Annotated in this window: 12 protein-coding genes and 1 CRISPR repeat array (1 of these 13 only partly in view); of the genes, 4 read left to right on the forward strand and 8 right to left on the reverse strand. The window is 44.7% G+C overall.

Annotated elements, in window-relative coordinates; translation table 11 throughout:
- Position 1: 1 nt before the first annotated feature.
- The 4 genes from csx19 to C7I86_RS17040 are packed head-to-tail and all read right to left on the reverse strand — an operon-like array spanning position 2 to position 6,189.
- On the reverse strand, positions 2–562 hold the full coding sequence (gene csx19 / locus C7I86_RS17025) for a CRISPR-associated protein Csx19 (RefSeq protein ID WP_041428280.1): 561 nt from the start codon (positions 560–562) through the stop codon (positions 2–4).
- On the reverse strand, positions 562–2,130 hold the full coding sequence (locus tag C7I86_RS17030; protein ID WP_011153734.1) for an RAMP superfamily CRISPR-associated protein: 1,569 nt from the start codon (positions 2,128–2,130) through the stop codon (positions 562–564). Before C7I86_RS17030 ends, csx19 begins: the two co-directional genes overlap by 1 nt.
- A 4-nt stretch (positions 2,131–2,134) precedes the next feature.
- Complete coding sequence (locus C7I86_RS17035) at positions 2,135–4,510, reverse strand: RAMP superfamily CRISPR-associated protein (RefSeq protein ID WP_011153735.1); 2,376 nt, start codon at positions 4,508–4,510, stop codon at positions 2,135–2,137.
- 2 nt (positions 4,511–4,512) lie between these two features.
- A complete protein-coding gene (locus C7I86_RS17040; RefSeq protein ID WP_011153736.1) occupies positions 4,513–6,189 on the reverse strand; it encodes a hypothetical protein in 1,677 nt (558 codons plus the stop codon).
- A gap of 329 nt (positions 6,190–6,518) precedes the next feature.
- Here C7I86_RS17040 and cas6 point away from each other — a divergent pair, with 329 nt between their 5' ends.
- The gene (gene cas6, locus C7I86_RS17045) at positions 6,519–7,619 is read left to right on the forward strand and encodes a CRISPR-associated endoribonuclease Cas6 (protein WP_234376115.1); all 1,101 of its coding nucleotides are present in this window, start codon (positions 6,519–6,521) and stop codon (positions 7,617–7,619) included.
- On the opposite strand, the gene csx18 is transcribed toward cas6, so the two are convergent.
- Positions 7,613–7,927: a CRISPR-associated protein Csx18 gene (gene csx18, locus C7I86_RS17050; protein WP_011153738.1), complete on the reverse strand. Its 315-nt coding sequence runs from the start codon at positions 7,925–7,927 to the stop codon at positions 7,613–7,615. The two genes, cas6 and csx18, sit on opposite strands and share 7 nt — an antisense overlap.
- Positions 7,924–8,298, reverse strand: a complete 375-nt coding sequence (locus tag C7I86_RS17055) for a hypothetical protein (RefSeq protein ID WP_011153739.1) — start codon at positions 8,296–8,298, stop codon at positions 7,924–7,926. Before C7I86_RS17055 ends, csx18 begins: the two co-directional genes overlap by 4 nt.
- A gap of 131 nt (positions 8,299–8,429) precedes the next feature.
- Here C7I86_RS17055 and cas1 point away from each other — a divergent pair, with 131 nt between their 5' ends.
- The 3 genes from cas1 (at position 8,430) to C7I86_RS17070 (ending at position 10,175) form a co-directional block, all read left to right on the forward strand.
- Positions 8,430–9,440 carry a CRISPR-associated endonuclease Cas1 gene (cas1, locus tag C7I86_RS17060; RefSeq protein ID WP_011153740.1) on the forward strand — a complete coding sequence of 337 codons (1,011 nt, stop codon included), beginning with the start codon at positions 8,430–8,432 and terminating at the stop codon, positions 9,438–9,440.
- A 9-nt stretch (positions 9,441–9,449) separates the two neighbouring features.
- Positions 9,450–9,731 (forward strand): CRISPR-associated endonuclease Cas2, encoded by a 282-nt coding sequence (cas2, locus tag C7I86_RS17065; protein WP_011153741.1) that lies wholly within the window; start codon positions 9,450–9,452, stop codon positions 9,729–9,731.
- Positions 9,732–9,830: 99 nt separating this feature from the next.
- Positions 9,831–10,175 carry a hypothetical protein gene (locus C7I86_RS17070; RefSeq protein WP_011153742.1) on the forward strand — a complete coding sequence of 115 codons (345 nt, stop codon included), beginning with the start codon at positions 9,831–9,833 and terminating at the stop codon, positions 10,173–10,175.
- A gap of 42 nt (positions 10,176–10,217) precedes the next feature.
- Here C7I86_RS17070 and C7I86_RS17075 read toward each other — a convergent pair whose 3' ends face one another.
- Positions 10,218–10,472: a hemolysin XhlA family protein gene (locus tag C7I86_RS17075; RefSeq protein ID WP_041428281.1), complete on the reverse strand. Its 255-nt coding sequence runs from the start codon at positions 10,470–10,472 to the stop codon at positions 10,218–10,220.
- A gap of 71 nt (positions 10,473–10,543) precedes the next feature.
- Positions 10,544–11,584, reverse strand: coding sequence for a hypothetical protein (locus tag C7I86_RS17080; protein ID WP_011153744.1), 1,041 nt, complete (start codon positions 11,582–11,584; stop codon positions 10,544–10,546).
- Between the two features lie 522 nt (positions 11,585–12,106).
- Positions 12,107–12,637: a CRISPR direct-repeat array (repeat unit 37 nt; unit sequence GTTCAACACCCTCTTTTCCCCGTCAGGGGACTGAAAC); it runs 3,672 nt beyond the window's last position.

Consider the following 12,637-nt stretch of genomic DNA (forward strand, 5'->3'; position numbering starts at 1 on the left):
TTTACTTAACCTCCAATTTAATTAAACGTTCGTCAATAACGGCACAATTACCAAAATCATCTACTTCAGCAATGTACTCTTCGCTGGTGAGAAAAACTCGATCTTTGGGTTTTAACGGGTTATCGAGGGGAATATCGAGTTTCCCGATCCTTGCTTCCGCTAGTCGTTGCCAGCCATCAGCATTAGGGGGATGTTTAGCGGGTTCACCCCAGAGTAAATACTGTTGGTCGATCGCCGTAATAAATTCCTGTAAACCTTTCTCAAAACCAGTTAAGGTAATATCCGATTCTGAAAGCAAGACGGCAGTGCCATTACCATTAGATTCATTGACCCATCGCAGTTCACAATTGAGATTAAAGAAGCGGGCTTCAAATACGCCTAGGTTATTGAACTTAAGACGATTGTAAGAATCAACTAACTTGCCTGAGTTATCCAGTTTGACTAGTTCACACTTTTGGGGAGAATACAACAGCCCGATCGCCGCTTGGAGATGGTTTTTGCAAGAATCGACGGCGGATTCGAGGGTAATTTCATATTGGTGGTAGTGGTAAAGGTTCTTCATTAGGCGGCCTCCTGCTGGCATAGATCAATGGGATCGGCAATCCACTCTTTCCAAGCAGTGCTTAAGTCCTGACGAAATGCCTCATCTAGATCGGTGAGATTAGGACAAGTCATTGTTTTGTTTAAAGGTTCAAGTTCAGTGGGGAGGGCTTTGCCATTGAGGGTGATTTGACTGACAGTAATCGTTCCCATACCGCGGTTAGTGCCATAGCCTACGGGAATTTTTTTGTTAGCTAAATCCCGCAATACAAGAAGCAATAGGGCGATCGCCGGTTTAAGTTTTTCTTCCTTACCGTGGTAATAATTTTTGAGACGGGCAATGTCCAAGTGAACTTGGATCGGTTCCCAGGTGACCCCAATGGGTTCGAGCACGCTGTAAAGCATTCCTTCGGCAGCTCCCCCTGTCCACCGATCTACAGCGACGTGCATGGCCGGTTGAAGTACTTTGTAAGCTTGGCTAATATTATTGGGATAACCCGTAGCTTGTTTAAGAGCAGGCTGTAAATTCCCCGTCATCTCCGTGGCATTCTCTACCGCTTTCCATTGATCTGGGGTCATGGATAAACTAGAAAAACAATCATTCACTGCCAAGGCTCCGATTTTACCCAGATCTATATCCTTGCCATTTTGTTTTTGGCTCAAAGAAGCAGACCCAAATAATTCATTAACCAGATTGATTCGTAATTGTTCTAGGAAGTTTTTCTCAGAACCATTAGACTGGCAAATAGTACGAATAATACGTTCAGCCTGGGTTCGTAAAATCCCCTTAATGGAACTGCCGGGAATGACAAATCGAACATCACTTCCCACTTGACTAACGAGGGGCAAAATATCGATCGCCAGTCCATCCCCTTCAGCTTTCACCATGACGGGATCTTTGGGATTCCAGGTAATACTAATACCTAGATAGGGAGGAGACTGGTAGGTAACGTTTGCTTTTAATTGATTCCAATCTAATTTTTTACCTTGGTCTAATAAAGCAGAAAAAATACCTTCTGGTTTATCTAAAGCAAAGGATTTTAACTTTAAATCATCTAGTTTAATGCGACCTAAACCCCGGGTTTTTGCGGCCCCAAGGCGAATATCCCCTGCTTCTAAGGCACACAACAATTGAATCAACGCATTCGGTAGCCCATCATCTTGACTGTCAAAAGTTAATGGCAATTTAAATTTAGAACCCTTGGGAATAACTGCTCGGCTATATTTAAACCCATTGGCGGCGGTTCCAAAATGGCGATCGATGCCAACACCCTCCCTAATTTCAACATCAGCATTATTGGGTATATGGATAACCGCATCGTCAACAATAACAAAGCTAGCTCCCCGTTTTGCATCTAAATGATCACCCCAAAGATCTTTAATTTGGGACTCATCATTATTCAATAACTGGGTCATCCAACCCCGCAGAGCACCGGCTAAACTTGTCCCTGGCACATAATATTCACCCGCACCATTAACCGCCAGGGCTAAATCCGTATCAGCGTCGCCACCCACACCACCAATGTGTAAAGGGGTTTCTGCAATTAATGTGCCTGTAATTTTCCAGCGTGTAGTAACTTTTCTAGCCATGGTGTTAAGCTGCTCCCTGTGACTGTTGATTAGATTCGTTTTCTTGAGCTTTTTCTAAGTCCCGTTTATGACCCCGAATGATAGCGTCAACAAGGGTTCGCACTGCTTCCGCCCAAAGTTCAGACTTTAGCTGATTAACACCATTTTGGGTAATAGTTAACGGCGAAAAATCAATATCAAGATGATTCCAAATGAGATTTTCCTGGGTGACTAAATTACGAATTTTAGTTAATCCTTGGCTGGTATTACTCCATTTTTCTTTTCGATTAGAAACCTGCTCTAGAGCTGTTAAATAACCTGTGACAATATCTCGATTATTTCTTGAGTGTAGCCGTTTTAATACGGAGCGAAATCCTCCTAATTGAGTCATGGTGGGTTGACTATCTTTTCCCATAATTTTAATGCCTAAAATTTCTTCCCGTTTCGCTCGGCTAGATGCCAAGGCTAAGGCTTTATTTTGAATTGCTTCCCGCCAAGCCGCTTTTTCAATTAATCGAGCATAATCTTGGGTAGGATGATTAGTGGGTAATGGGTTGGATTGGCTGTTTTGGGACTGATTGTTAGAAGCTTTAGGCTTAGCTGTCAACTTTCCTAGGGAAGCCGAAAGTAATGGATCGTTAAAACCGATTTGACCGTAACCCTCTGTACACCGATCGCCAATGCCGGTGATCATTAATTCTTGCAATTTTTCGGCATTAACAGTGCCAGATTCAATGTCATAAATCAGACAACTACCAGCTTGCCAACCCACTAGAGATGGCCGGGGTAAACCCCACCGTACTTGCCAGGATTCTGTCCGCTGGGAACGGAGAGCAATGCAAATTAAATCATTGTCTGATCGTTCTTTGAGCTTGATATCCAGAGCATTTTCTAAGTATTTTTTGAGATCATCCGGAGTAGCATTAAAATTTAGGCGATCGCCTCGGAGAAGGATATCGGATAAGAACCAAATAGAAAGAGTTTTATTGTTGCCCGTAGGCTTAGGCAAATCAGCAGAGTTTCCCGACGTAACTTCGATTTTGCCATACTGATCTTTTTTAGACTGACCAATGCGAATTGTAGCTTTTAGTTGAGCTTGCCAATTTTTATTTTTGCTTGTAATTTGCTTGACTAAGCTATCTGGTAAACGTAACTCAGCGACGAATGTTTGTCCGGCTATAATAGCTTCATAGCTATAAACTCCCCCCACATCACTGGTGGGCCGCTGGACATCATCTTGAATGGTGTTATGGGTAAATAACTCTGAATTAATTTTCCCCGTATTTGGCAGATTCCTTTGCTCCTGTTCAAATTGGCCAACATAGCCGCCCCGTTCTCCCTTTAATTGAATGCCATCAGGTTCCGATTCTTGGAAACGGTTATAAACTCCTTTACCTTTACCTAATCCTCCATCTAGTTTTTCCCCAAACAAACAAAATGGGGTAGCTCGTCCTGCTTTACCATCAATTTTTATCGTGGCATTGGTAATAATTAAATCCCCAGCGGCGATTGCCTGACTAACGTCGAAATATTCCCCTAGGGTTTTGTGAATATAGCCCAGTAGATAACGCCCGGGAATATAGTCTAAACATTCGACAACGTTACCGACTGTACGAGCTGGTAAAACAACAGGAGAAAGGGTTTTAATGGTTAAGGGAATAATATGCCAAGGGGGTTGCTGTTCTGGATTATCTCCGGCAGATTGTAATTTATTTTGTTGATACTTAGGTGGTTGATCAACAGATTGATAATTGTCTTTCAACCATTGAATTTGTTGATCAGAATAACCACTAAATTTTAATTCACAGCGCCCATTGCCCCGGCGACGTTTACCGCCTAATCTCTCGGTTAACTTTGCTCCACTGGCTAAAATACCAGCAATAACTTTTTTATTGGTTTCGCTCAAATTATCGGGTAAATTTAACTCAACTTCCGCAGTTAATTTCGCTCCCAAACGAACTACTTCTTCAAAGCGTAAAAAATCTTTCTTAGCTGTGCCCGTGATTGCATCGATAGCCACCCCTGGCTTCATAAAGGCGATCGCCTCTTGCAATTGTTTTTTGCCCTGAAAAGCCGCTTTTAACTTAGGGTCAAGGTGTGCAGAACCAATGGCGATTAGGGCAGGTCTAGGTTCTGGCTCAATAGCTCCTTGAGCTAGGGCAGGTTGATCGCCAAAAATAAAATTAATCCACCCATGCCAAAGCCCTCGGGTTTGACCATTATCTAAACCTAGGGCAACCTGTTCACAGCTATCCCGCAGAATACCTGTTAAGGTTTTGCCGGGAATATAGGGCAGATTATCTCCATCCCGTTGTACAACACTGTCCAGTTCCCCCCGACCCATGCCAGTGCCAACGTGCCAATCACTCTGCATGGTTATGGTTATCTCAATTCCTCGCATAGTTATTCTCCTTGGTTTTTATGGTTAGCGTTAGCAAAAAAATCTTTGGCATCCAGTGCATCTAAAAATCTGGTGACGTACTTGCCATTTTCGAGATGAAATAGTGATTTATTCTCTCCGTCCTCCGCAAAGTTTTTGAGAATTTTGTAGCGTTGGCTAATTAAGCTATATTGAGCGTCTGCTTCATTTTTCTCTAGGTACAATGCCGTTCGTAGGGCATGGCTTTGACTGCTGGGTAATGCAGATTTTCCTTCCCCATCTTCGGAACGTAAATAACTAACCCGATCCGCTAGTGTTTGCAAACTGTGGGCCTGGGACCATTCATAACCCTGGGCTTGGCTGAGGTTCTCCGCTGCTGTCACCACATAGGGACGGTTGTAAAGCTCGGTATTATCTTCCGGCCGTAATTTTTCACGAATACGGTCAAAATCAATGCCGCTACTGTCATAGAGAATATGAAAATCAATGGCAGAGCAGGGAAAAGGAGTTATTGGCGAACTATTTGTCACAGTAACTTTTTGTTTGACCTCCTTAGCTGATTTAATTAATCTTTCCGCCAAAGTATAGGCAACAGAGAAGGGAAAATGGGGCTTAATAATACTGATCCCAGCGCAGGCAGAAAGGCGATCAACGCCAAAGGCTTTTTGGGCTATTACTTTGATATCATCATGTGTTTCTGTCTGCCCTTCAAATGCTTCAAGAAATTCCCTGGTGAATTCTAGGGCGTAGTCCCCCCGACAAATTACCGTTAGGTCATCTCCACCTAAAATCAATGGGACAATGGGTAAATCAATTTTTTTGGAATCTTCTTTGAAGACAGCGATCGCCATTTTAAAAGCGTTGATGGTGCAGTTATCCAGGGCTAAAGAAAGTCTACGATATTTATCAATATAATTGCGGTTTGTTTGCTCACCAATATATTTCTCAAGACTTAGTAAAATTTGCCCCAAACCATTACCATCGGCATGGACCACTGCTAACCAATCTAATTCGTCAAAGGACTTTTCTAATTGTGCTAGGTCGTTAACTAGCCGACCATCAACGCTCCGCAAACGTTTTTTGGCAGATTTCGCAGTCTCCCGTTTAACTTTACTGACTGTAGAAACAGGAATCTTGTCACCATCGGCATTATAGTCAAAATCAGAGGCAGGCAATTCACTTACACTGCACCCAGCGGCGATCGGTAACCGCAAAAAGCGACCATTAGCCCCAGCCCGTTTAGCCCTATTTACTTCGAACTGTTTATGGGCTTCTTTAACTGCTTTGGCAACCCCTAATTTATCTTGCCAATTACAATTCACATAAATACCACCAATTTCTAAACCCGGGGCATTGATTAGGGCCTGCTTGGTAACTTCTTTAATTAATTGTTTAGCCTTGCCCTCTTCTTTCACCAGGGCGATCGCCTTTCCAGAGGTAGCCAATAAAATTTCAATGTCAGCGTTATTTTTAGGATCATCAATGGCGGGATTAAGCTTACTATCTGCCAAAAAATTTAGGGAGTTTGTGTCAGACCATTGGTCATAGTAGTTAGTCTGGAAAACCCTATCCACCCCCTGGAACAATATTTCCGTTGTAGCAAGATAGGTCAACTCTGATGCACCAATATTTTCCCTTAGTTTATTAGTCGAGAAAATAAAATGCTGATTACCGGAAGTCTCAATTAGAACTAGAAACATAAAAATTTGACTTAACGAAAGGGTCGGATAGGACGAAGTGTTGCAGTACTTTTAACTTATCCCCACCATGGTCGATCAAACATCAAAAAATAATTATCTTTTACTTATGTATTTTTGCTTGGTACATCTACTATTAACATCCTAGAGCCAAGCAATGTAACTATCTTGGTAAAAGTTCATAAATGTTTTCTTAAGTTTACATTTACGTAAAAATTATTAGTCGATTGTCCTCAAGGTAGTCCAGATTTCCGAAAGGGGATCAATTCTTGGGCAAATTTAAGGTAAATATTTGTTAACTATCGTTTAATCAACAGGGGTGGGGATACGTGGTGGATCTAAAATCCTTAGCTGGGGCCGAAATGGTGGGATTACGCTGGCAACTGCGCTTCGACCGCCCCTGTCGCCTGGAAAGTCATTACGTTAAAGGACTCCATGCTTGGTTTTTGCATCAAGTGCAGGCCATTGATCCCGATGTTTCTGCCTGGCTCCATGATGGTCAAGGGGAAAAGCCCTTCACCATTTCCCGCCTGATAGGGCCTACCCTCTGGCAAGAAGGTCATTGGCACTGGCAAATAAATAAGACCTACCATTGGCAATTAAATTTACTATCAGGGGCTTTAATCGAAGCTTTACAACCTTGGCTAGCCCGTTTGCCAAACAAAATTGTCCTAGCTCGCCAAACATTATGGGTAGAAGCCGTTGATTGTTACCTAGCCCCCCATAACTATCAACAGTTATGGCCCCAGGGTGCTTTACCCCGACGGCAAGAGTTTACTTTCACTAGCCCTACCAGTTTCCGTCGCCAAGGCAATCACTATCCGTTACCAGAGCCCCGCAATGTTCTGCAAAGTTATCTACGGCGTTGGAATGATTTTTCTGGTTTGGCGTTCGAGCCGGAGCCATTTTTGGACTATTGGGTGCCCCAAAATGTGGTGATCGATCGCCATTGGTTGGAGTCGGTGAAGACCACAGCGGGAAAACAAGGCTCAGTGGTGGGATTTGTGGGAGCAGTGTCCCTAGTCCTTACGCCCCAGGCCCGTAATGATGGGGATGATTATGGCCGCTTGTTCCATGCCCTCTGTCGATATGGACCCTACTGTGGCACTGGGCATAAAACCACCTTTGGTTTGGGGCAAACAATGGCGGGCTGGGCTACCCCGGACCTAAAAACTTTTGCGTGCCTCCAAGAAGATTTACAGACTCAGGTGTTAACGCAACGGATAGATCAATGCGCCTCTCTCCTCCTAGCCCAGCGTCAACGGACAGGAGGGCAGAGAGCCCAGGAAATTTGCCATACGCTAGCCACTATTTTTGTCCGCCGAGAACAGGGGGAATCATTGCAAGAAATCGCCCTGGATTTACAGTTACCTTATGAGACAGCCCGCACCTACAGCAAACGAGCTAAGCGGGCCTTAGCCAATGTTCAATAATTACGAGGTCCTTGATCCCGTGATTGAGGCAATCCTTGCCCCGGTAATAGGTTTTCTTTATTAACGTTAGTTTGCTCTCCATAACCAATTTGTGCCCCCATGGTTTCGGGTTTAAGGACCCACTGCACTACCCGATCGCCAAAGCTGTTAACCACAAAAGTGGAGATCATGATCAGAACAGTGTTGGTGATCACTGCTAGTAAACCCAAAGGCGCAATCAGCAAAATAGTCAGGGTAATCGCACCATTGACTAAAGCTGTGGCCAGATTACGGAGCAATGCACCCTTGGCAGTAATAATGATTTTCATTGGTTCCCCGGGGCGTCAACATTACCATTGGCTACTGTTTGGCGGGCCCGACGAATGGCCAAGCTGTTATCAATAGTCCCAATCAAACCAAATAAAGGAGAAAGAGTTATCCCTCTTTCCACCGCTTCTTCAAGGCTTTCATTTTCTGAGGCAGTCAAGAAACCAAATACGAAAGTCCCCACAACAACAATCCCCAAAGCTTTCCAGCGGCGGGTGTGAATATAACCTGCAACGTAAGAGATCAAAATGGACAAAAGAATGTTCACCCAAATGGCTCGACGAGAAATATACAAAGTTTTACGAACTAGTCGCTCTGATTTTTCTTTATCCATTTGCTGGGCATAGTTTTGGTATTGATTAGGGTTTTCCATAATTAGTAGTTTAAAACCGCTTTGACAAAATACTATAGTTGTTAAACTTCTTTTTTCTCTTTATATTACAAGGTAATAGAAAAATATTTATTAACTTTTATTTCTAAATAGAACTTTAGCAAAAATGTTTAATGACTAGTATTTACCTGACAGAACCCGGAACCAAGGTCAGTTATCACAATCAGCAACTACAGATCAAACAAAAATCCCGGCAGGTCATTACCCGCTTAGCGGAGATCGACTTGCTAGTGCTCTTTCCCGGCGTGCAGTTAACCGATGTGGCGATCGCCGTTTTGATGGATCAGGGCATTGAAACCATTTTTTTGCGGCGGGATGGTCAATTTCGGGGCCGTTTACAGGGGCAGTTTGCCACCAATCCCCTCACCCGCATTGCCCAATATCGGGTGCTGGACTCCACGTTTGGCACAGCCTTAGCCCAACGGTTAATTTTAGGTAAGGTGACCAATCAACGGGCCATCCTCCAACGTCGTCACCGAGACACGGGGAAAAAAAATAATGCCCTGGCGGAGGCGATCGACCTGATTGGGGCCTATCGTTTATCATTGCGCTCCGGTCTTGGTAATTCTTCCCGAGATCAATTAATGGGCATTGAGGGCATTTGTGCTAAACATTACTATCAGGTTTTTCAATTTTGCCTACCGGAAGGCTGGTCTTTTACGGGGCGGAATCGTCGTCCCCCCAAAGATCCCGTGAATGCGTTACTCAGTTGGGGCTATGGAGTGCTACTGGCTCGGGTATTTTCTGCCATCGTCCAGGCAGGTTTAGATCCCTACCTCGGATTTTTCCATGCCACCCAGCCCTATCGCCCTAATCTGGCCCTAGATTTAATGGAGGAGTTTCGCCCAGTAGTAGTGGATCAAGCCATTGTGCGTTTGCTCCGCTCTGGTATATTGGACCCTCTAGATTTTGAACCATCCTATGATGGGCTAGGAATATGGCTGGGTATAACGGCAAAAAAGCTATTTCTGACGGAGTTGGAGAGTATTCTACAAACCAGCTTTCTTTACAGTCCCCAATCCCGTCGACTAAAACTCCAGCAAATTATTTTGGAGCAGGCCCGCTGTTTGGGACGATGTTGTTTGGAATCAAGTTTGGACTATGAACCGTTCACGTTGTCCTAGGGAAAAGCCATGGATTTTTGGTTAGTTTGTTACGATGTGCGGGACGACAAACGCCGCCGTAAATTGGCAAAGTTACTCGAACAACGTTGTCAACGGGTCCAATATTCGGTGTTTGAATGTCCATTACCAGAAAAGGTATTGACGGATTTACTACATCGCCGATGGCTGAAGGAGTTAAATTTAAAGGAGGATAGTTTACGGGCCTATCCACTCCAGAGACAAAGCCGCAGCCAAGCTAAAATTTTCGGTAGCCCTGACCTGTATGAGCCACCAGATTTTCTGATTCTCTAAAGCCTTTTAAGCAAATAGTCAAAAAACAGAGCAGACTTCTTCCCAAATCGGTTATCTTCAAAGCAGATAGGAACTGCTTGATAGCCAGGATATCAGCCCATGCCTAACCCCACCGTTGAAATTAAGCTAGAGGATATTTTAGTCAGTATCCAAAAGGATCTTAATGAACTCAAGGTTTCCCAAGCAGAAATAAAAGGGCAAATCAGTGCCCTTGATGAAAAGTTAACTGGACAAATCAATGCCCTTGATGAAAGGTTAACGGGGCAAATTAAGGCTGTTGATGAAAAGTTAACAGGACAAATCAAAACCCTTGATGAAAAAGTCTCTGGCATTGGCAAACGGCTGGAAAACCAGGAATTTCTCAACAGGGGAATTCTGACTGCTTTAATCGTTGCCCTCATTGCCGGGGCGGCTAAACTTTTTGGGTGGCTCCCCACGTCTTAATGTTAATGGCGATCGCCGTTGAGGGATTTTTGGTTGTGTTGGTCACGGATTGGGGAGGGCAGTTAAAACATAGCGAATCATAACACCGATAACGGTTGTGCCGATGATACCGATCAATGTCCAAATTTGCTTGCTCTGACTGTCCTCTAGTTTCTCTACACGACTATCCAAATTACCCAGTTTTTCCTCCATTCTGGCCTGCCCTGTCTCCAATCGGCCCAGACGATCATCAATTTTGCCGAGATGATCATCAATCTTGGTTAGGATCTCTTTCAGGTCTGTTTCTATGGTTGGCATAGTTGTAGATGTCCCAAAATGACCTGGGTTTTCCTGGCACACACCGATTTTAGCGTGATGCCCAACCTAGCTCAGGACATTACTACTTGGAGCCGCAAATTAGCTCGAGTCCTTTTCACATAGGTCCTGGCTGTTTCATAATCCAATTCCAGCTCCTGGGCGATCGCCTTGAGGGATTCCCCAGCTTCATAGCGGGCGAGGATGGTGGCCTGTAACCGACAAATCTTTTTAGCCCGATCGCCGTCGGGTCGTTTTTGGTGGGTTAATAGGGCTTGGGTGAGCCATTCTATCCGCTCTTCCAGGTTCATTTTGGCCTGTTCTGGGGAAGTGTAGGGCAAATTAGACCGTTGGGCTTGCAAAATTGCTAAACGACGGGTCAGGGCTTCGTTTTCAGCCCGTAGGGTACCCACTTCTTCCCAAAACTGATTATGTTGGCTGATTTGGTTTGCATCCATTAAGGCACTAAAATCCCATTCCGTGAACCAATGGCGCAACAGGGCCAATTGCTTTAGGGCTTCGTTCAAGGTTTTGGCTTGCACATGGACGGCGGTGTGAATAATTTGCTGGAGGGTCAGATCCACCACGGTGGGTTGCTCCACTATGTTGTGGATGGCGTGGCGATGTTTGAGGGCCACCAGCAGGGAATGTTCTAGTTGCTCTAGCTCTGTTTTGATTTTGCCGAGATCTGCGGTTGTTTTTTTTGCCTCAGGTTCCAGTGTTAGGGCTTCTGTGCCTTGTTCCCAACCGGTGATGCCCTGAATCCAGGTGCGAATTCCCATGGAGGCAAATTTGCGAAAGGCTTGCCGAGCAGTTTCATTAGGCCGTTGGGATTCAAAGGCATACCACTCCAAAATATGGGCGCAAACTGTATCCCGCAGGATGGTCACATTTTTAAACTCGTGATAACTGTTCCGAACTGTTAGCTCTATATTTTGCAAGGGTTTCAGGAAATTTGAGCAGGAACTGCTCCGAACTGATTTGAGTACTACTCGGATGCTTTTTTCGTCAACTCCGCACAACCGAGCTAACCCCGATTGGCTCATGCCTGATTCCCCTGTGGCCTGCACAGTGAAAAACTCAATACCGTTTTCTTCGTATCGTAAAATGCTCATTGTGACCTCGCTATAGGTTACTCCCAGTGGGGGAACGGTGCTGACACACCCAACCCGCGACTGGGTTTATTTATGTTAGTTTACCCTTTCTATGGGTTCAAAATGTGTCTATCCCGACAAAATTAGGGCTATTACAACAACTCGTTGACACTGGCCATAAGTCTCAAACCCTTGTCGTGTCAGCGTTTGCTCGAAGTAAAAAATAAAACTCGTGGACACTACCATAGACAATATTTGCTTCTGTAATTGCTTCCCAAATCAGATCAAGTTTTGTTAAGCACTTGACGATTTTCAGCGGACGTTGTAGCAGTGAGCCTGACTTTGTCTGACGGAGCTTATGTAAAGTTTTATGGATTAATGCTTGCTTTCAGCAAATTTAGGTATTACTATGACCTTTATAGCCAAAAATAAGGCTTTTTATTGTTATGTTTTCAGTACGTAACAAATCGTTAAACGTCTACCTCTTGTTTGGCGGATTGGCACCTCGAAAACCGCATACAGACTGTTTTTCAGTGTGATAGGGTTCAACACCCTCTTTTCCCCGTCAGGGGACTGAAACTGTAGTAGAACCAATCGGGGTCGTCAATAACTCCCGGTTCAACACCCTCTTTTCCCCGTCAGGGGACTGAAACCGGGGCTTGGGGGGTTGGAGTCCCCGCCCCCGTGGTGGGAGTTCAACACCCTCTTTTCCCCGTCAGGGGACTGAAACTGTGAGTTGCATAATGCCTCCTAATGGCTGTTGGACTCATAAGTTCAACACCCTCTTTTCCCCGTCAGGGGACTGAAACCTTGGTATTTGTAGTTCTCGATGAGTGTTTTAGGCAGTTCAACACCCTCTTTTCCCCGTCAGGGGACTGAAACTGATAACGGGATGCCAGCCCTAAAGGTGATGAGCGGGTTCAACACCCTCTTTTCCCCGTCAGGGGACTGAAACCGTTATCCGGCAAAGAAACCACACTACTAAGCTCGACAAGTTCAACACCCTCTTTTCCCCGTCAGGGGACTGAAACTGGGCCGGGCGCGAGTTGTCCTCCTGTCCGAGGCCCCACGTTC

The organism is Synechocystis sp. IPPAS B-1465, from assembly GCF_003015225.1.
Classification (GTDB): domain Bacteria; phylum Cyanobacteriota; class Cyanobacteriia; order Cyanobacteriales; family Microcystaceae; genus Synechocystis.

Excerpts from the sequence above, each read along its gene's own strand:
- C7I86_RS17055 (WP_011153739.1), bottom strand. The coding sequence starts at position 8,298 with ATGGAAAACCCTAATCAATACCAAAACTATGCCCAGCAAATGGATAAA.
- C7I86_RS17035 (WP_011153735.1), bottom strand. The coding sequence starts at position 4,510 with ATGCGAGGAATTGAGATAACCATAACCATGCAGAGTGATTGGCACGTT.
- C7I86_RS17030 (WP_011153734.1), bottom strand. The coding sequence starts at position 2,130 with ATGGCTAGAAAAGTTACTACACGCTGGAAAATTACAGGCACATTAATT.
- C7I86_RS17070 (WP_011153742.1), top strand. The coding sequence starts at position 9,831 with ATGCCTAACCCCACCGTTGAAATTAAGCTAGAGGATATTTTAGTCAGT.
- C7I86_RS17080 (WP_011153744.1), bottom strand. The coding sequence starts at position 11,584 with ATGAGCATTTTACGATACGAAGAAAACGGTATTGAGTTTTTCACTGTG.
- csx19 (WP_041428280.1), bottom strand. The coding sequence starts at position 562 with ATGAAGAACCTTTACCACTACCACCAATATGAAATTACCCTCGAATCC.
- C7I86_RS17075 (WP_041428281.1), bottom strand. The coding sequence starts at position 10,472 with ATGCCAACCATAGAAACAGACCTGAAAGAGATCCTAACCAAGATTGAT.
- C7I86_RS17040 (WP_011153736.1), bottom strand. The coding sequence starts at position 6,189 with ATGTTTCTAGTTCTAATTGAGACTTCCGGTAATCAGCATTTTATTTTC.
- cas1 (WP_011153740.1), top strand. The coding sequence starts at position 8,430 with ATGACTAGTATTTACCTGACAGAACCCGGAACCAAGGTCAGTTATCAC.
- cas2 (WP_011153741.1), top strand. The coding sequence starts at position 9,450 with ATGGATTTTTGGTTAGTTTGTTACGATGTGCGGGACGACAAACGCCGC.
- csx18 (WP_011153738.1), bottom strand. The coding sequence starts at position 7,927 with ATGAAAATCATTATTACTGCCAAGGGTGCATTGCTCCGTAATCTGGCC.